We start from the raw sequence: 18,872 nt of genomic DNA, 5'->3' as shown, positions 1-18,872 counted from the left end.
TGCACACCAGCAGCAGCAAACGTGTGCGACAGCGTCGCAACACCATTCGACACCGAAGCAGTACCAACCTCGACACCACCAACCTTGAACGACACCGAACCCACAGCGGAAGCCGGAGCAACGGTCGCGGTCAAATCAACAGCATCACCTGTCGTCGCGGCAGCCGGAACATTTAGCACCAGAGACGTTTCCACATCAACCGGAACCGGATCAGAGACCGTCACCGACGACGGACCCGCACTCGACGCCACAAAACCAGCACCCGAGAAATCAGCCGTCACCGACTGCACACCAGCAGCAGCAAACGTGTGCGACAGCGTCGCAACACCATTCGACACCGAAGCAGTACCAACCTCGACACCGCCAACCTTGAACGACACCGAACCCACAGCGGAAGCCGGAGTAACCGTCGCCGTCAAATCAACTGCATCACCCGTCGTCGCGGCAGCCGGAACCGTCAAACCCAACGTCGTATCAACATCAACCGGAACCGGATCAGAGACCGTCACCGACGACGGACCCGCACTCGACGCCACAAAACCCACACCCGAGAAATCAGCCGTCACCGACTGCACACCAGCAGAAGCAAACGTGTGCGACAGAGTCGCAACACCATTCGACACCGAAGCAGTACCAACCTCGACACCGCCAACCTTGAACGACACCGAACCCACAGCGCTTGCCGGAGCAACCGTCGCCGTCAAATCAACAGCAACACCCGTCGTCGCCGAAGCCGGAACCGACAAACCCAACGTCGTATCAACATCAACCGGGACCGGATCAGACACTGTCACGGTCTTCGCAGCAGCAACCGAATCTTTGAAACCCGCACCTGCAGTGAAGTTCGCCGTAATCGAATGCGCACCAGCAGAAGCGAATGCGTTATTCATCGTCGCAACACCACCGACAACAGTCACCGCCGAACCGATATCGACACCGTTGTCCTGAAACTGCACCGTACCCACAGCATTCGCCGGAGCAACCGTCGCCGTCAAATCAACAGCAACACCCGTCGTCGCAACAGACGGAACCGTCAAACCAAGCGTCGAATCAACATCAGGCGGAGCCGAGACGGTCGCAGTGACCGGAGCTGAGATCGGACCGACACCAACAGCATTCGCCGCAACGGCAGTCACGGTCAGGGTGCCGACCTCGCTGGTGACGATGTCACAGCTGAAAGCGCCGGCGGCACCAGCCGTAACCTTGCACGTCTTGTCACCCGCGATGACAGTGACCTCCGAATTGGCCTCAGCAGTCCCGGAAACCGTCACAGTGCCACCGACAACAACAGATGTCGGGTTCACGGTGACTGCGGTCGGCGCTGCCGGTGCGGTCGGCGCAGCTGCCACAGTTCCGGTCTGCGCTGTCGAGGTCGATACTGCGTTGGTGGCGTCGCTGAGGTACTTCGCGGTGATCGAGTACGGCTTGCCGGCGTCCGCGCCGGACGGGGTCCACGCGTAGGTAGCGGTGCCGTTGGCGATCGTGCCGGTACCAAGGGGGTTGCCGTTGTTGAAGAAGGCGACGTCGCCGGTGGCACCTGTTGTGACGGTGGCCGTCAGAGTCGAGGCCCGATCGGCCTGCGGTGCAGGCGCTACGGCGAGGGTGGTCTGCGTCGCAGCCTTTGCAACGGTGATCGACGGACCCGTATTGGCGGTTTCAGAACCCGTACCCTGGTTCGCGCTGATGCCGGCGCCCGTTATCAGGGCTACGTCGCGGGCACAGTTCTGGCCGACGGTGTACTTGACCGTGTAGTCGATGTTCCGATCGACGGCGCTGCGGATCCACGATCCCGTCATGCTCACAGATGTGGAGGTCGTATTCGTGCCGACGCCCTTACCGGCGACTTTTGACGAATCCACGACGTAGGTGAGGCAGTCCGGGTGAATGTCCTTGAAGGCACTGATGGTCGGAGCGATACCACCGTTCCACCGGATGTTGTTCGTGACGGTGATTGTCTCGCCGGGGACGGGCGTACCGTTGCTGATCGTTCGGTTGAATGTCCAACTGCCGGACGTCGTCGATGTGCTCACGGGCGCAGCGGACGCTGTCATGACGCCGAACGACGTCGCGAAGCCCACCGCCATCGCTGCGGTGCTGACGCCGGCTAACAACCGACGTAACTTCTTGTCTTTCATGTGCTTCGAGCCCTCTCTTGCGATGAGCTGACTGGACGGAACAACCGCCGCAGCCAGTGCCACAGCAGCAGTTGAGCTGAATCCGAATCTGCTTTGCGCAGCAGAAGGGAAGCCCACCCAGCGAGCCGACATTTTGGTTAGGAACTGTTGATCAAAAGTTGAATCACAGAGTAGCTAGAAAACTGCTACCTGTATCAGTTTTGGTAAGACGGACGTCCAATAAGGAGCAAAATGTTGCTGGCCACCGTCTTGGGTGAGCTAAGGAGGCCGAAATAGACAAGAGCGGAGCTGCAGATCATCAGACCTTCAGCCCCGCTCTGCGCGAAACAACTACCCCCAAGCCGAACACACCTGGTCGGGCAGAAAAGCAGCCGAGGCCGCGACAAAATCGTCGCGGCCTCGGCTTTTCAGCTAGGAAGAAGTCAGCGCAACACATCCGTGCCGACAAACGGAACCAGTGCTGCCGGGACGCGAACGGTGCCGTCGGCCTGCTGGTGGTTTTCGAGGATCGACACGATCCAGCGCGTCGTAGCCAGGGTGCCGTTGAGGGTGGCAGCTGTCTGCGGCTTGCCGTTCTCGTCGCGGTACCGAACGCTCAACCGTCGCGCCTGGAACGTGGTGCAGTTGGACGTCGACGTCAGTTCGCGGTACGCCTGCTGCGTCGGAACCCATGCCTCGCAGTCGAACTTACGGGCAGCGGAAGAACCGAGGTCTCCGCCGGCAACGTCGATGACGCGGTACGGAATCTCCATGGCGTCCAACATGTCCCGCTCCCAACGCAGGAGACGCTGATGCTCGGCGTCGGCGTCCTCCGGTCGGCAGTATGTGAACATTTCGACCTTGTCGAACTGGTGGACGCGGATGATGCCGCGGGTGTCCTTGCCGTAGCTGCCCGCTTCACGGCGGAAGCACGAGGACCAACCGGCGTAACGCTTCGGGCCTTCGTTCAGCTCGAGAATTTCACCCGAGTGGTAACCGGCCATCGGGACCTCGGAGGTGCCGACAAGGTAGAGGTCGTCTTCCTCGAGGTGGTAGATCTCGTCGGAGTGAGCGCCGAGGAAGCCGGTACCGGCCATGATCTCCGGGCGCACGAGCACCGGCGGAATCATCATCGTGAAGCCGTTGGAAATAGCCTTCTGCGCCGCGAGCTGCAGCAGACCGAGCTGGAGCATCGCGCCGTACCCGGTCATGAAGTAGAAACGCGAACCCGAGACCTTCGCGCCGCGCTCCATGTCGATGAGGTTGAGCGATTCACCGAGCTCGAGGTGATCCTTCGGCTCGAAGTCGAACGACGGAATGTCGCCGACAGTCTCGAGAACGATGTAGTCGTCTTCGCCGCCGGCGGGAGCGCCCTCCTGCACGACGTTGGAGATCGCGCGGTGCGCGGCGTCGAGCGCGGCCTGCGCCTCGTGCTGCGCGGCTTCGGCTTCCTTGACCTTGGCCGCAAGTTCCTTGGACCCCGCGAGCAGTGCGGGACGCTCCTCCGGAGATGCCTGACCGACCTTCTTGCCGAACGCCTTCTGCTCGGCGCGGAGGTTGTCTCCGGTCAGCACAGCGGCGCGTCGGGACGCGTCGGCTTCGAGCAGAGCGTCGACCAGTCCGGGATCTTCTCCACGGGTGCGCTGCGACTCGCGGACGATTTCGGGATTCTCGCGGAGGAACTTGAGGTCAATCACGACTAGGAACTTTACCCACTCACCCCAGGTCGCCAACGGTCACGTCCGCGGCCGCTCCGGGAGACGCTCAGGATTCGAGGAGGGAAAGATAGTCCTCGCGTCCGAACATCCGGGCCGCGTCGATAGCGCTCGGATGCCCGCCGCGCGGGTCGGCTCCCCCGCTCACCAGTGCTTTTACGACGGCGTCCTCACCCTTGAAGACGGCACCGGCAAGGGGTGTCTGGTTCTTGTCGTTGGCCCGATTGACGTCGGCGCCACGCTCGATCAGAGCAACGACGGCATCAACGTGGCCGTGATATGCGGCCAACATCACCAGCGTGTCGCCGCTGCTGTTGGTCAGATCCACCGGAATCCCGGCGTCGATGTACGACGCCAGAGACGCCGCGTCGCCGGTCCGCGCCATGTCGAAGAGGCGCCCGGCAAGTTCGACGGCTTCGGGTTCGAGCCCGGATTCTTCGGTCATAGTCCATAAAATACCTGCTTCGGACGTAAACGTTTTGCCGTGAAGGTTCGGTACGGCATGGAAAACAGGCATGATGGGATCGATGCCTGAAGACAAGATCGAGAAGCCGTCCGATCCGGCGGGCCCGACGGGCGCGTCGGGGAAGAAAACCGTCTCAGCGCACCGCACCAGACGCGTTCTGGCTGCTGTTGCGGTGGGCGCGGTTGTTGCCGCCATTGCGACAATCGCGATTTCCGGCGGCCTGAACAGTGGCGACAAGCCAGCTGCCACTGTCGGCGGAATCGGCTCTCAGGCCACCAACAAGTCCGCCGAGGAAAACGCCTTCACGTCGGCCGGCGCAGGCGATTGCCTGAACTGGACGCCTGCGACGGCATCCGGTGGTGATCGCACCGACATGTCCATCGTCTCGTGCGACACCGAGCATCGATTCGAAGTTGCCGGCCCGCTCGACTTGTCGGTGTTCCCGGGCGCGGAGTTCGGCCCCGGATCGCGATACCCGGGCGCGCTGCGGTTCGCAGAACTGCGCGACGAGCACTGCACTCCGATCGTGAACTCGTACCTCGGCTCGCGGTTCGACCCGAAGGGCAAGTTCAGCGTCGGGCTGATGTTCCCGAGTGAATCGTCCTGGACGTCCGGCGACCGTTCGCTGCGCTGTGGTCTGCAGTTCTCGACCACAACCGGTGAACTTCTGCCATTCATCGGCAGGGTTGCCGATCAGGATCAGTCGAATGTCTGGGACGTCGGAACCTGCATCGGCATCAACCAGAATCTCCCGACCGACCCCGTGGATTGCGCGAACCCCCACGCATACGAGGTCATCTCGGTGATCGACCTGGGCACCCAGTTTCCCGCAGGCATGCCGTCGGTCGAGGATCAGGACGCCTATCTCGAAGGAGTCTGCACGCAGGCTGCCAACGAGTACCTGGGTTCAGCCGACGCCTTGCGCGACAAGACACTGACCCTGTTCTGGGACAACATCGCCCTCGAGAGCTGGTTGGCCGGCAGCCGACGCGTCAACTGCTCCGTCGGCACGGAAGTCGCCACCGGCGGGTTCGCGGCCATCACCGGCAGCGCCAAAGGCGAAATCCTGATCAACGGCGCGGCTCCGGTCCCGCCGCCTTCAGCACCGGAAGGTCGGTCAGTGCCGACACCGTTGCCCGGCGCGTCCCCGCCGTCGTAAGCCATGACGGTAACCATGAACGACGACCGGTTCGAAGACCTGGTCGGCGAGGCACTCGATCTCATTCCGCCGGAATTGGCAAAGGCCATCGACAACGTTGTTGTCCTGGTCGAACCTCGTGACCCCGAGGAACCGGGACTTCTCGGGCTGTACCAGGGCATTGCCCTCACCGAGCGCGATTCTCAGTACGGCGGATACCTGCCGGACACGGTGACCATCTACCGCGACGCGATCCTCGACATCTGCGAGTCCGAAGAAGAGGTCGTGCACGAGGTTGCGGTCACGGTCATCCACGAGATCGCCCACTACTTCGGAATCGAAGAGGACCGCTTGCACGAACTCGGGTGGGGTTGAGAAACCAGTCCGATTTCGAGGGAACCGACAGCTCCCGGCGCGCATCAAAGTAGGTGCGGGGAGTTTGACGTTCGGCGTCTGTAGGGCGACGGATGATGATCCTCGCCCATCATTCGCACTGGTCACCTAGGAGTTCGGCACATGCACGTCGATCCTCACGCACTGATTACCGCTGCCCTCGAACTCGAAGCCGGGGCCGCACGGCTGCGCGGAGTCGTCGCGTCCACAAGACCCGCCCGGCAAGTCCTGCCGTCCGGCTCCGACGAAGTGTCCACCAGCGCCGCGAACAGTTTCAATGCGACGTCCGAAAGCTTGGCATCGTCGGCCGACCGCGCTGTTGCCGAACTCGAAGACGCGGCTGCCGCACTGCGCCGCTACGCCGCCGCCTATGAATTCGAGGACAACCGGACGCAGGCGGATCTGGCTTCGGCTCCACTCTGATTCTCGTCCGCAGACACGTCACTACTTCGCACATTTCCACTTCTGGGGGGAAGAACAATGGTCGGCATCACCGGCGTCATCTGGTATCCACGCGGCGCAGCGCCCAATTCGGCTGCGTTGATCGCCGGCGCGGGCCCGGTGCCACTCAGCGTCGCGGGCGGAGCCTGGACGGCAGTATCCGCCGGACTCGGAGACACTGCGTCGACGGTCAGCCGAGTAATGGCAAATCTACGAATCGGCTGGACGGGCGACGCCGCCGATGCCGCTCTCGCGAAGTTCAAGCCGTTCGAGGAGTGGGCAGCACGGTCTTCCATGCTCGCCCAGAAGACCGGCGGCAAAGCGCAGGTTCAGTCAGCGACGTACACCGTCGCGGCTATCGCCATGCCGTCGTTACCGGAAATCGCTGCCGTCGAAACAGCCAAGCTAGCCGCGTACACCCTCGGCGGTGCCCTCACCGGATCGGCTGCGGTGGCCGAACTGGCTGCAGAGCAGCTCAAGCTCCGGGCAGCGGCGGCCATGGAAACCTACGATTCCGCTACGGCTCCCCTCGCCGTACGGGACGAGTTCGAGCCGCCGCCGTCCATCACCATGTCCGATGTTGCCGGCCAGGGCTCTCAGCAGAATGTCAGCGTCGCCGAACAGACCGTCAACGCATTTGTTGACCCGGTTCGCACTGCTGCGGCGGCAATCACGTCGGTGCTCTCCAACCCTGCTGTCACTGCGGCCGCTTCCCAGCTCGGTACCGTACTCGCCGGATCCAACGCCGCCACCACTGCAGCAACAGCAGCCGCAACCACGGCTACCGCGGCGGCTGGTGCCGTGTCGGCGGCGGTCGGTGCGGGCGGTGGGTTAGCCGGTGGGCTGGGCGCGGGTGCAACATCATTCCTGAGTTCACCGTTGACCGCCCTGACCGGCGGTAACAGCACTGGGCGGCATGCGACAGCCACCACCGCAGCGTCTGCCACAACACCCGTCGGCGCATATTCGACCAGCGCAGGGCTTTCGGTCAGTTCTGCCGACCAGATCACGCCCCGCGCGGCGTCCGGGACAGTAGTCAATGCTGTCGGCACCGAAAGTGTGCGCTCCGACGCCGTCCGCACCGATGCCGTCCGCGCTACGCCGAGTTCCGGAACGGGCCCCGTCGCCAGTGGTCGGCATGCCGCGGCAGATGACGACGATACCGAATTCCACGACACCCCCGACTACCTCAAGCACTTCGAACATTTTGCCGATGGGCGTACCGTCATCACCTCGGTGATCGGTGCCGCCGATCTGGAATCGCGCCTGTGAGCACCCTTGATCTCGGAATAGCTACCGACACCGACGTTTTCCCCTCCGTCGATCTGACGTCGGCGGAGATCGAGTACGCCCGCGAGCGCCTTGGCCTCGACGTGCTCCCGGTGGTACTCGGCGGCACAGCACTTTGGGATTCGGTAGCCGAATACGATGCGGCAATGCGCAGTGCAGCAACATCTTTGGCTGCGCGAGATCTTCTCCTGGGCGGCGAGATCCATCACGGCATTGCTGCGACACTGCGCACCCTGACGCGCCCCGCGTGGGAACTTGCACTGCGCAGCCACAACCAGGGAACACTGACCCGGGTGTGCGTTGCCGCCGACGAATCACTGTGCGTGGAAGCATCTTTCAACGAAGCAACCAGAATCTACACACTTCACAAAGTCGCGAATCCGGCAGATGTGGTGGTGCGCGTACTCGGCCCGTCGAACGCCTTGCAGGTTGCCGTGATCAACGCACCCACCGACATGCTGAGCGCCGCACTGAACGCCGGACCCGACACAGACACCGTCGCCGACGCTCTGACCCAAGCCGGGGTACCACCCGTCGAGGCCGGCCAGCTCGGCAGTGCGATTGTCACCTGCACGTCCTTCACGGAAATTGTTGCCGTCCCGCGGGGCGTCGGCATCGAGAATCTCCCCGCCGGAGTGGTGTCGGTCTTCAATACCGCGCATGGCCGCGTTGTCGCGTCGTCAAGCACGTCGGCCGACGGTACGCAGTGGAGCTCGATCAGTTCCGGAACACCCCAACGGCTCCGACAGGCGGTGAATTCGCTGGTAGAACTGCTGTCCGAATCGCCTGGTGCCGTCTCCCGGTAACCTAGGGCGATCCCCTAGACGCCCGGAGCCTTCACCCAGCATGCCTTTGACCACCCCCACCACCACCGTCGAGTCACCGCACAAACCGAGAACACGGCAGTACCGCGAAGACCTCAACGGGCTTCGGGGACTCGCGATCGCCTTGGTGGTGGTCTTCCATGTGTGGTTCGGCAAGGTATCCGGCGGGGTCGACGTCTTCCTGGTTCTGTCCGGCTACTTCTTTGTCGGTTCGCTGGTTCGCCGCGCCGAGGCCGGTGGCTCGCTCAATCCCCTACCGGCGTTCAAACGGGTATTCGTCAGATTGTTCCCCCCGATCGCGGCGGTGACGTTCCTGACCGCGGCGGCGGCCTTGGTGCTGTTGCCTCGAACCCGATGGGCCGGCCTCGCCGACGAGCTGACAGCCGTTCTCGGCTTCTTCCAGAATTGGCAGCTTGCGCTTACGTCGAGCGACTATCTGGCGGCCGACGGTTCGGTGTCTCCGCTCCAACACTTGTGGTCGATGGCCGTGCAGGGTCAGTTCTATCTCGTGGCCATCGCAGTGGTGCTGGTGGTCGCGTCGTGCGTATCACGCACTCGCCCAGAGCTTCTGCGGCCAACACTGACGCTGGTATTCGGCGCGTTTGCGATCACGTCGTTTACCTACGCCGCAGTGATGTCCGGCCACGATCAAGCCTGGAACTACTACGATTCCGCGGCCCGCCTGTGGGAGCCGTCGGTGGGCGCACTCGCGGCGTTGATGCTGACACGCTGGAATATCACGCGGGTCGGGGCCTGGCCGCTTGCGCTGAAAACAGTTCTCGGCATCGCCGGACTGGCGTCGATTCTGCTGTGTGGGTTCTTCCTCGACGGCGCCGAGCAATTCCCGGGACCGTGGACCCTGGTTCCCACGCTCGCGGCCATCGCACTGATAGTCAGCGGCGAGGGAAACAAGACTTGGACCGCACAGGTTCTCGCGCACCCCGTTCTCTCGCAGCTGGGTTCATTCGCCTTTGCGCTGTACCTGGTCCACTGGCCGATCCTGGTGTTCGCTCTCCTTGTCACCGGGCGCCCGGAAGCCGGATTTGTGGGCGGGACGTTGATCATCGCCGCATCGCTCGCGGTGGCCTACGGCTTGCGGATGGCGGTCGAGGTACCGATCGAGCGCGATGCTCCGGCACGGAGGCCGATCCTGCTGGCCTCCGTCGTCGGTGCGGCGGTCATCGTCACCGGAATGTTCGGTTGGCAGGCCTACGTGGGAAGTCAGAGCACGGGTCAGCGCGCAGCCGATACTCTCGACATCCCAACGCACCCGGGCGCCTTGACGTTGACCGACGGCGTCTCGATCCCGGAAGCGTCGATGGTTCCGTCCATTTTCGACGCACCACTGGATCTTCCGATAACCACACTCGACGGCTGTATCTCGGATTTCCAGCAGATCGACATCTTGACCTGCACGTACGGTGACGTGAACGCAGACCGCGCGATCGCCCTCGCCGGGGGATCCCACTCCGAGCACTGGATCACCGCGCTCGACGAACTGGGCCGCAGCAATGGTTTTCGGGTCGACACGTATCTGAAGATGGGTTGTCCGCTGGTCGCGGGAGAGAGCCCCGCCGTCAGCGACGTACCGGATTGCGCGCCGTGGTCGAGCGCGGTCATCGACCGACTTGCCGCCACCACACCCGATTTCGTGTTCACGACCGCCAGCCGGCCCAGTCCGGACGGTCCCGGCGACGTGACGCCCGAAGCCTACGTCGAGGTGTGGCACGAACTGGAGCAGAGCGGCGTTCAGGTTCTCGCGATCCGCGATACTCCATGGCTGCACCACGACGGCGTTCCGTATCGCGCCATCGACTGCCTGGCGACTGCTACCTCAGCGGATCATTGCGCGTTGCCGCGGGCAGACATGCTCAGCGACATCAACCCGGCGTGGGACGCAATTACGGAACTCTCCAACGTGCAGCTACTGGATCTGAGCGACGGTGTCTGCGGCCCCGACCTGTGCCGCGTGACGGAGGGAAATGTGTTGGTGTACCACGATTCCCACCATCTCACGGCAAGCTACGTCCGAACCTTGACGCCGGAACTCGGCCGTCAGCTGGGTTCAGCGACAACTTGGTGGTGAGCTGGAGCGTCAGCCCATCACGTCGTCGGCACCCGGAATGAGCCGGTGCTCGAACGGTGGGTTCACGGGCCCCCAGCGCAGGCACTCCCAACCGCCGTCGGCTCGCGGCAGGAGTTCGACGCTTTCGGTGTTCGCAAGGTGATTGTTCGCCGCGAACAGTCCCGGGATGCCCGCGAGCTGAGCTGCGACCAGCCTGATGGCGGCGCCGTGGCTCACGACAACGATATCGCCGGCCCCCGGTGATCCTTCGAGGAACTCCTCGCGCAGTGAGTTGACCACGGGGATATACCGTTCCAAGACGTCGTAACCGGTTTCGCCACCGGGTATCCGCATACCGAGGTTGCCGGTGTGCCAGTGATGGAAGGTTTCGACAAACAGACGGTGCGCGTCTTCGTCGGTGCGATCTTCCAGGTCACCTGCTTGTACTTCATGCAACCCGTCTCGCACGTCCAGTGAGACCCCGGCGGCCTGTTCGACGAATCCCGCTGTCTGCCTTGCACGCAACGCCAAGGACGACACCAAGGCGAGTGGCGGCGCGGCGGCCAGACCCTTGCCCAGAACTTCGGCCTGCGCCAGCCCTTCCGGGGTGAGTTTGGCTCCGGGCAACGCTGTGTCGAGCCGCTTGGCTACGTTGGCTTCGGTCTGGCCGTGCCGAACGAGAATGAGCCTGCCGGTCATCGTTCTCCCTCTCCACGCATGAGGTCTTCGATCCACGCGATCGCTGTTTCATCCGAAGGAGGCTGTGGCCCTGTTGAATTCGCGGTCGCCCACGACCCCAGGAAGCGAACTCCGGATTTTCGGTACAACGCGCGCATCGCTTCGGCCACCAGGGAGTCCTCGACGTGTCCGACACAGTCGACGAAGAATCGGTAAGTTCCGAGCTCCGTGCGCATCGGACGCGATTCGATTCGCGTCAAATCAATTCCACGAGCGGCAAATTCGGAGAGAGCCTGGACCAGCGATCCGGGAGCGTTGTCGAGGTGGAGCACCAAGGCGGTGCGGTCTGCGCCGGTTCTGGCCGGTACCGGCGCAGGCTTGGTGACCAGCACGAAGCGCGTCACGGCGCCGCCGACGTCGGCGACATTGTCTGCAAGGCTTGACAATCCGAGCATCTGGCCGGCCAAGGCCGTGGACACACCGGCGTCGACGGTTCCCGCCTGCACGTCCAGCGCGGCACCGGCATTGGACGAGGAGATCACAACTTCCGCGTTCGGGAGATTGGCCGCGATCCATCCCCGCACTTGGGCGCTCGCGTGCGGGTAGGCACCGATGGTGCGCACCTGATCCGCACTGATGCCGTCGCGAACGAGGATGGAAAAGCTCACCTCGATCTCGGTCTCGGCCACGATCTGCAGCGGCGAACCCAAGGCGAGTGAGTCCAGCGTCGGCGCGACACCGCCTTCCACCGAGTTCTCGAACGGCACCACGGCGCCGTCGACAACGCCGTCACGAACCAGGTCGAGCGTCGAGGGTGGGCTACCGGCAGGCACCCGTTCGACCAGCTCGTCGAATGCGCCCTCTGCCTCGAACTGGGCGAGCGCTATCTCCGTGAAGGTTCCCGACGGACCGAAATACGCGATTTTTGGCACGCCTCAAAGGTTACGCAACGATCAGCTCAAACCTGCCGAACGTAGTGCCGTTTCCACCGAAGTCGGGTCGGATACTTCGATCGTGAGGAGAACCTCGCGCAACGCGGACTGGGCTTCGGGGATGAGCGCAGCCAGTTTTGCCGGCTGCGGGTCGAGAATGGCAGCGCGGGCGTCGTCGCCGCGCAGGGCCGCCATGGTTCCGCACAGCAATCCGATCACCTCGTCCGCGTCGGCCGCTCGGGCGACAAAACCCACCGATTCGTGGGCAAGCACGGCCAGAAAATCGGCGATTTCGGCAGGTGAGTGCTCTGAATCGAGGCCGGGAATGCGTCCTCCTTCACAGAGCAACGCAGCAGATTCGGCCGGAGACAGAACCTCGTCGCCGCCGACGACGTACACCGCGAGTGGGGCGGGCACGCGAAGTGCGATGGCGTCGTCGATCTGTTCGGTTGTGCACTCCAGATCAAAGCGCACCGCTTCGTACGACGCACCGGCATCCGCTCGCAACCGCGCGGGGTCGATATCGAGGAGAACTACGACGCGTCCAGCGGATTCGGCTCCGAGCAGCGCCGATGCGGGAACAACTCGGGGTTCGCCAGGGGCGCCGAGGAGGAGTCCGTCGAGCAGTCCGCGGGAACTTTTCGGGGGCAACCCGAGGGAAAGAGGTATGGCCACCGCTCCACCGTAGTGGCGGGTGTGGTCGGGGATTTCAGGCGAGTTGCGCAAAAGTCTTGCGATTCACACCACAGCAGCTTAGGTTAGGGTTACCTCATCAGCCGGTGAGGTAACCGGAAACACCCACCGAGGGGGCAGCATGGCTACGAAAACGAGCACCGGTCCATCCACCGCCGAACGAGTACGTAGCGCCTGCGCCCGAGCCCAGGATGCGGTTCTCGCGATCGAAGGCAGCGAACCGACCGTCACATCGGTGCACCACCTGCGATCCAACGGCGACATCGTTGTGGCCGTCCCCTCCGGCTCGGCTGCAACAGCACTTGCCTGGAGCGCCGGAAACGGCGGCCTACCTGCAGTGCTGGAGCTCACCGATCACGCGCCGCTGGCCCTGCGCGAACCTGTCCGCTCACTCGTCTGGCTGCGCGGCACACTGCACGCGGTGCCGGACTACGAATCGCGGGTACTGGCCGACGACGTCGCCGCCGAACACCCGCACCCCGCACTCCTCGACCTCGGTCACACCTCGGTACTACTCCGGTTGAGCCTCGCGTCGGCCGTTGTCGCAGACTCGTCCGGAGCCGAACCCGTCGCCGTGGAAGACCTGCTCGCCGCTCACCCCGATCCGTTCTGCGAAATGGAAACGGCGTGGTTGCAGCACCTCGACGAAGATCACAGCGACCTTGTGGACATGCTCACACGCAAACTGCCCTCATACCTGCGCACCGGACGGGTACGCCCCCTCGGAATCGACCGGTACGGACTGCGTCTGCGCATCGAGGACCACGCAGGCGACCGGGACGTCTGGATGCCGTTTGCCAACCCCGTCGACGACGCCATCTCGCTGTCCCGCGCAATCCGCATCCTTGTCGGCTGCCCGTTCCTCAACGGCCTGCGCCCCGGCGGTTCACATGTCACAGGCGGCGCCGCCAACGGATAGCGTTGCGCGGGTGAATGCCCGCCAAACCGTCCGCTCGTGGTTGAACCCACCCGCTCCCGCCGGACCTGCTCTCGATGCGTCCGAACGTCGCGGTGTGCGGATCGAGATCACGATCGTCCTGCTGGTCACCTTCGGCCTCAGTGGCCTTTCCGGCGTCTTGTCGCTCCTCGAATCCCTCGCGACGCCCGTCGCATTGTCCGATCAGACGGTGGCGCTCAATCCGTCGCAGGCAGCGATCGACTGGATCGACCTCGCTCGTCAATTGCTGAGTGTGACAAGACTGTTCGCGTGGGCTGCACTCGGCCTGTACCTGCTCTGGCGGGCGGGTATCGGCCCGACCGCGGCCGGCCTTCCTCCCAAACCGAAGCTACGACGCGACATCGCGCCCGGCTTTGGCCTTGCCGCCTTGATCGGCCTTCCCGGACTGCTGTTCTATCTCGCGGCGCAGGCGTTGAACATCAATCTCACCGTCCAGGCGAGTGCCCTCGACGATCACTGGTGGCGCGTCCCGATTCTGATTCTCTCGGCGATCGCGAACTCGAGTGCCGAAGAAGTTCTTGTTGTCGCGTATCTGATCAGCAGGCTGCGCCTGCTCGGGTGGGGCGAGAACTCGTCGTTGCTCGCGTCGTCGCTGCTGCGGGGCAGCTATCACCTGTACCAAGGTTTCGGTGGTGGTGTCGGCAACGTCGTCATGGGTCTGATCTTCGGTCGGTACTGGCAGCGAACGGGACGCCTGTGGCCGTTGATCATCGCCCACGCGCTCATCGACATGGTGGCGTTCATCGGTTACGCCCTGCTTCGCGATCATGTGGGTTGGTTGCCGTGACCGGTACCGTGAACTGGTGACCGGCGACTCTCCCTATCCTCAGCGCCCGCCGCGACCGGGTCCTCCACCTCAGGGTCCGCCGCCGCGGCGTCAGCCGCCGCGGCCGCCCGAGGGTCAGCGCCCGCCCGAGGGAACTCAGGTCATTCGCCGTGACGGCCGGCCACCCCAGAACCAGCCACCCCAGAACCGGGCGTGGTCGCAGACCCCACCGCCCCAAAACCGCAACAACTGGGCCCCGCCGCAGCAACCACAGCCGTACCGGGACCCCCAGCAGAACCGGCAGCCACCGCAGGATCGGCAAGCGCAGCAATACCGTCAAGCTCCCCCGCCACCTCCGCGGAGGACGCCGCCGAATCAGCCACCCCGCCAGCCACCGCCGCGTCAGCAGCCGCCGTCGGCGCCTCGTCGACGCAAGAATTGGGGCAAGCGCATCGGCATCACGTTGCTGGTCCTGCTTCTCGCGTTTGTCGGCGCGATTTTCTACGTCGACAATTCACTGAATCGGATCGACGCGCTTCCCGACTACGCCGGCCGCGTCGCGGATACACCTGGCACGAACTGGTTGATCGTGGGTTCGGACAGCCGCGACGGTCTGACTCCGGAGCAGGAGCAGGCGCTCGCGACCGGTGGCGATACCGGACCCAAGCGCACGGACACGATCATGCTGGTCCATGTGCCCAAGAGTGGGAAGACCACGATGGTCAGCATTCCGCGTGACTCGTATGTTCCGATTCCGGGTGAGGGTTCCGACAAGATCAATGCCGCATTCGCGTGGGGCGGAGCGCCGTTGCTGGTGCAGACCGTCGAGGAAGCAACGGGTTTGCGAATCGACCACTACGCGGAAATCGGATTCAGCGGTTTTGCGGGAATCGTCGATGCTGTCGGCGGGGTCAACGTGTGCCTGGATTCTCCGATCGACGATCCCCTTGCCGGTATCAACTTGCCTGCCGGGTGTCAGGACCTGACAGGCTCGGAGGCGCTCGGATTTGTGCGTACCCGCGCAACGGCGATGGCCGATCTCGATCGCATGAACAATCAGCGCAAGTTCATGTCGGCTCTGCTGTCGAAGGCCACCAGTCCTACGACGTTCCTCAATCCGTTCCGGTTGTGGTCCCTTGCCACCGACACGGCAAAGTCGCTTCAGGTCGACAACGGTGATCACATCTGGAATCTGGCGTCACTCGCGTGGGCTTTGCGCGGCGGCATGACAACTACAACGGTTCCCGTCGGCGGATTCGATTACGTCGACGGCTCGGGTGACGTTCTGCTGTGGGACAAGACCAAGGCATCACAATTCTTCGACGCGCTCGCCAATGATCAGCAGATTCCTGCGGAATTGGTCACACCCGGCTGAGCAACGTAGATCCCGGACGGCGGCCTGCACGCAGTAACCTGGAGACATGACACAGGCGAAGAACTCGAGCGAATTCACCCTTCTTCTGCGTGAGCAGATCCGGAACGAGTTCACGGCGTCTCAGCAGTACGTCGCGGTGGCCGTGTACTTCGATTCGCATGATCTTCCGCAAATGGCGACGCGTTTCTACAACCAGGCGAGCGAAGAACGCTCCCACGCCATGATGATGATCCAGTACTTGCTGGACAACGATCTCGACGTCGAGATTCCCGGAGTCGACGAGGTTGTCACGAAGTTCGAAAATGTGCGCGGACCTGTGGAATTGGCGCTCGAGCAGGAGCACACCGTCACGGCGCAGATCACGCGTCTGGCTCGCACTGCTCGTGACACCGGAGACTATCTGGGTGAGCAGTTCATGCAGTGGTTCCTCAAGGAACAGGTTGAGGAAGTCGCGAGTATGACCACGTTGTTGTCGATCGTGGATCGGGCAGGAAACAATTTTTTCCACTTGGAAAACTTTGTGGCGCGCGAGATGAACAATCCGCCCGCAGCCGATGCCACTGCTCCGAAAATTGCGGGTGCCGGGGCTTGAATAATTAGGTTTCCATTAGTTTGGAAACGCTTACCACAATAAGGCTGCACTGGGATGACAGTGCCCCTGACCTGCACTATCTTGGGGTTCATGACTTCTGGTGACACACACATGACTAAATTCCATGCGCTCCTCCGAGACCAGATTCGCAACGAATTCAACGCCTCGCACCAGTACACGGCAACTGCTGTTTATTTCGACTACGCCGATCTTCCGCAGCTTGCCAAGCACTTCTACAAGCAGGCCGTTGAAGAGCGCAATCACGCGATGATGATCGTCCAGTACTTCCTCGATCGCAGCATCAACGTCGAACTCACGGGTGTCGACGGCGCCAAGTCCGACTTCAAGGATGTCCGGGAAGCCATTGCGCTTGCACTCACCCAGGAGAAGTCGGTCACCGAGCAGATCGTTCAGCTTGCGAGCACCGCTCGTGAGGAAGGCGACTACTTGGGTGAGCAGTTCATGCAGTGGTTCCTCAAGGAGCAGGTCGAGGAAGTTGCGAGCATGACAACACTTCTCACCATCGCGGATCGTGCGGGCGCCAACCTGTTCGACATCGAGGATTTCGTGTCTCGTGAAATGAGCGTCGTTGGCGATTCTTCGGGAGCACCCGCAGTTGCCGGTGGAGCCGTCTAACGCCGCAACTCACTGCCGGCCAGCAGAATCGAGCTGATCAGCTCGGGTGAGTCGGTCATCGGGACATGCCCTACCCCAGGCAAAACTATGAGTTTTGCTTGCGGGAAGGGCTTTTTCACGCGCTGGGCCTGATAGACCGGCAGGATCAGGTCGCGTCGGCCCCACGCAACTGTCACGGGCACAGCCGGATTCACGATCGGCGGCAGCACAAAATCGAGTTCCATCCCTAGATCGACAAGCTCATTCGAGATAAGTGAACGGCAGTCGGCCAGGGCCGCGGAGTAGTCGACGTGACTCGGATGCGCAAAGAACGCGGCAAGCGCCGGATAGCGAATCAGCTTGTACTGCAGCGCGCGGGGCAATCCGTCGCCGAAAAGTTTGGCCGTGCTTCGGAGTGCCTGAAACGTGCCTATCGCGCGCACCTGATCCAGATGATTGACAAAAAATCCGGCCGGCGAGAGCGCCGTTGCCGAAGCAACGTCGCCGCGTGCCGCGAGGCACAGTGAGATCCACCCGCCGAGAGAATTACCGGCGACGTGGGCGCGCTCGCCCGGCGGCGTCACCTCTGTGATGAATTCACTGACGTCGTCGATCAACTGGCCCATGACATCAGTGCCGAGTTCGGGCAGCGCAGAATCCCCGTGGCCGGGGAGATCAACCGTGACGACGCGCCGATACGGCGTCAACTGATCCAAAAGCGAATCCCACGCCTGGCGCCGATGGACAATGCCATGGACGAGCACAAGCGTGGGACCGCTACCGGAGATGTCGTGCGCCAAGGTCATCCGTAGAACTTTATACGTGACCCCGCGTAACGTCTATAGAAGCGCTATCAGCGCAGCGTGACCTGACGTCCACGCAGTCCGTCGCGCGAACGCAGTTCGGCCGACGTCAGAGGTGCGTCGACGGCCAGGGCCTGCGCCAGGCGATCGCCGAACTCGACGGTTGCCGCAACCCACTCGTTTGCGTGCTTCTCGGGGTCCAGGTCGAAGACCGGAACCAGCAGTCCGTGGGTGCGGAAGGATCCCGCGTAACGCGAACCCTCACCCAGGTTCAGTCCGCCGGCAGCGTGGACGCGAGCCAGTGCAAGCATCAGATCGTCTTCGCTTTCGGGGCGAACCCAACGCAGGTGCGCCTTCTCGCCGGCGTCTACCCACCAGGCTGCGACGAGGCCGTCACCTTCGAGGCGAGCCGACGGCATGATTGCCGCGTTGGCCTGCTCAACGGTGGCCTTGACCTGGGCATCCGTTTCGGTACCTTCGGGGATCCACCAGTTGAAGTCCTGGTAGACGGTGATGTCGAGCAGTGCGGCGGGATCGACGACCGCGGTAACGGCCGGGGTGTCCTCGGCCGGATCGGCAGCGGGGAGCGCGTCGCCGGGGGCTGCGTCGGCAACCCACGTCACGGATGCGGCGAGGTCTGCGCCCAGATCTGCGGAGTGAGCCTGAACCTGAACACCGACAAATCCGGTTGCCGTCTCACCCTCGTTGCGGACGAGAGCGGCAACAGCGCCGGGAAGAACCGTCGCGACGGTGACGGGACGATCCGAGCCGATGACGGGCAGCGGAGCCGTGGCCGAAGGAACGAATTCGCGCATGGCAACCAGGTCGCACTCTGCCGCGAGGCCTTCGAACGGGCGGTTGACCGCGCCTGATGCGGCGTCACGCTCTGCTTGGCGGGCTGCGAGCTTCGCTGCGCGCCCACTGTCTACCTTCGGTCCACTGTTTCTCTTGCTCTTCTTAGCCACGAGGGCAAAACTACACGGCATCACCCGCGATCAGGCACTGCGTCCCGCA

The 18,872-nt window shown here is 63.2% G+C and carries 19 protein-coding genes; 11 read left to right on the top strand and 8 right to left on the bottom strand.

Features of this window, described 5'->3' with window-relative positions; genetic code table 11:
* The 3 genes from R4P64_RS04380 to R4P64_RS04370 all read right to left on the bottom strand — a co-directional run.
* Window positions 1-2,198, bottom strand: a 2,198-nt coding sequence (locus R4P64_RS04380; RefSeq protein WP_317819455.1) for an Ig-like domain-containing protein, incomplete at its 3' end; no start/stop codon positions are given.
* A 359-nt stretch (window positions 2,199-2,557) separates the two neighbouring features.
* Window positions 2,558-3,811, bottom strand: a complete 1,254-nt coding sequence (serS, locus tag R4P64_RS04375; RefSeq protein ID WP_033235171.1) for a serine--tRNA ligase — start codon at window positions 3,809-3,811, stop codon at window positions 2,558-2,560.
* Between the two features lie 67 nt (window positions 3,812-3,878).
* Complete coding sequence (locus R4P64_RS04370; protein ID WP_092805552.1) at window positions 3,879-4,274, bottom strand: ankyrin repeat domain-containing protein; 396 nt, start codon at window positions 4,272-4,274, stop codon at window positions 3,879-3,881.
* 82 nt (window positions 4,275-4,356) lie between these two features.
* Here R4P64_RS04370 and R4P64_RS04365 point away from each other — a divergent pair, with 82 nt between their 5' ends.
* The 6 genes from R4P64_RS04365 to R4P64_RS04340 all read left to right on the top strand — a co-directional run bounded on the left by R4P64_RS04365 (window position 4,357) and on the right by R4P64_RS04340 (window position 10,467).
* On the top strand, window positions 4,357-5,454 hold the full coding sequence (locus R4P64_RS04365) for a septum formation family protein (protein ID WP_230590200.1): 1,098 nt from the start codon (window positions 4,357-4,359) through the stop codon (window positions 5,452-5,454).
* Between the two features lie 3 nt (window positions 5,455-5,457).
* Entirely contained in the window at window positions 5,458-5,808 is a 351-nt protein-coding gene (locus R4P64_RS04360; RefSeq protein ID WP_033235174.1) for a metallopeptidase family protein, read from the top strand.
* 141 nt (window positions 5,809-5,949) lie between these two features.
* Window positions 5,950-6,249: a PE domain-containing protein gene (locus tag R4P64_RS04355; RefSeq protein WP_092805548.1), complete on the top strand. Its 300-nt coding sequence runs from the start codon at window positions 5,950-5,952 to the stop codon at window positions 6,247-6,249.
* Window positions 6,250-6,306: 57 nt separating this feature from the next.
* Entirely contained in the window at window positions 6,307-7,539 is a 1,233-nt protein-coding gene (locus R4P64_RS04350) for a PPE family protein (RefSeq protein WP_317819448.1), read from the top strand.
* Window positions 7,536-8,363 (top strand): ESX secretion-associated protein EspG, encoded by an 828-nt coding sequence (locus tag R4P64_RS04345; RefSeq protein ID WP_317819446.1) that lies wholly within the window; start codon window positions 7,536-7,538, stop codon window positions 8,361-8,363. The genes R4P64_RS04350 and R4P64_RS04345 overlap by 4 nt, the downstream gene beginning before the upstream one ends.
* 40 nt (window positions 8,364-8,403) lie before the next feature.
* Window positions 8,404-10,467: an acyltransferase family protein gene (locus R4P64_RS04340; RefSeq protein WP_317819445.1), complete on the top strand. Its 2,064-nt coding sequence runs from the start codon at window positions 8,404-8,406 to the stop codon at window positions 10,465-10,467.
* Between the two features lie 9 nt (window positions 10,468-10,476).
* Here the strand turns inward: R4P64_RS04340 and R4P64_RS04335 are convergent, their stop codons facing one another.
* From R4P64_RS04335 to R4P64_RS04325, 3 genes are read right to left on the bottom strand one after another with little or no spacing between them, the layout of a single operon-like run.
* On the bottom strand, window positions 10,477-11,145 hold the full coding sequence (locus R4P64_RS04335; protein ID WP_317819444.1) for a histidine phosphatase family protein: 669 nt from the start codon (window positions 11,143-11,145) through the stop codon (window positions 10,477-10,479).
* Window positions 11,142-12,056: a prephenate dehydratase gene (gene pheA / locus R4P64_RS04330; RefSeq protein WP_317819442.1), complete on the bottom strand. Its 915-nt coding sequence runs from the start codon at window positions 12,054-12,056 to the stop codon at window positions 11,142-11,144. The genes R4P64_RS04335 and pheA overlap by 4 nt, the downstream gene beginning before the upstream one ends.
* Window positions 12,057-12,077: 21 nt before the next feature.
* Entirely contained in the window at window positions 12,078-12,731 is a 654-nt protein-coding gene (locus R4P64_RS04325; RefSeq protein ID WP_317819441.1) for a hypothetical protein, read from the bottom strand.
* A gap of 139 nt (window positions 12,732-12,870) precedes the next feature.
* Between R4P64_RS04325 and R4P64_RS04320 the strand changes: the two genes are divergently transcribed.
* The 5 genes from R4P64_RS04320 to R4P64_RS04300 all read left to right on the top strand — a co-directional run bounded on the left by R4P64_RS04320 (window position 12,871) and on the right by R4P64_RS04300 (window position 17,076).
* The gene (locus R4P64_RS04320) at window positions 12,871-13,668 is read left to right on the top strand and encodes a DUF2470 domain-containing protein (protein WP_045066279.1); all 798 of its coding nucleotides are present in this window, start codon (window positions 12,871-12,873) and stop codon (window positions 13,666-13,668) included.
* Window positions 13,640-14,494, top strand: coding sequence for a CPBP family intramembrane glutamic endopeptidase (locus R4P64_RS04315; protein WP_045066276.1), 855 nt, complete (start codon window positions 13,640-13,642; stop codon window positions 14,492-14,494). The genes R4P64_RS04320 and R4P64_RS04315 overlap by 29 nt, the downstream gene beginning before the upstream one ends.
* 16 nt (window positions 14,495-14,510) lie before the next feature.
* Window positions 14,511-15,848 carry an LCP family protein gene (locus R4P64_RS04310; RefSeq protein ID WP_373557460.1) on the top strand — a complete coding sequence of 446 codons (1,338 nt, stop codon included), beginning with the start codon at window positions 14,511-14,513 and terminating at the stop codon, window positions 15,846-15,848.
* A 46-nt stretch (window positions 15,849-15,894) separates the two neighbouring features.
* A complete protein-coding gene (locus R4P64_RS04305) occupies window positions 15,895-16,440 on the top strand; it encodes a ferritin (RefSeq protein ID WP_033235183.1) in 546 nt (181 codons plus the stop codon).
* Window positions 16,441-16,530: 90 nt separating this feature from the next.
* Window positions 16,531-17,076, top strand: a complete 546-nt coding sequence (locus R4P64_RS04300) for a ferritin (protein ID WP_033235246.1) — start codon at window positions 16,531-16,533, stop codon at window positions 17,074-17,076.
* Here the strand turns inward: R4P64_RS04300 and R4P64_RS04295 are convergent.
* Entirely contained in the window at window positions 17,073-17,861 is a 789-nt protein-coding gene (locus R4P64_RS04295) for an alpha/beta fold hydrolase (protein ID WP_317541992.1), read from the bottom strand. The genes R4P64_RS04300 and R4P64_RS04295 overlap by 4 nt on opposite strands.
* Window positions 17,862-17,908: 47 nt before the next feature.
* The gene (locus R4P64_RS04290; RefSeq protein WP_033235247.1) at window positions 17,909-18,823 is read right to left on the bottom strand and encodes a DUF5926 family protein; all 915 of its coding nucleotides are present in this window, start codon (window positions 18,821-18,823) and stop codon (window positions 17,909-17,911) included.
* Window positions 18,824-18,872 lie beyond the last annotated feature (49 nt).

Origin of the sequence: Rhodococcus sp. IEGM 1366 (genome assembly GCF_033142425.1) — a bacterium.
GTDB lineage: Bacteria > Actinomycetota > Actinomycetes > Mycobacteriales > Mycobacteriaceae > Rhodococcus_F > Rhodococcus_F globerula.
Note: the sequence above shows the minus strand (reverse complement) of the source record. Positions and strands in the feature narration are given on the sequence as shown.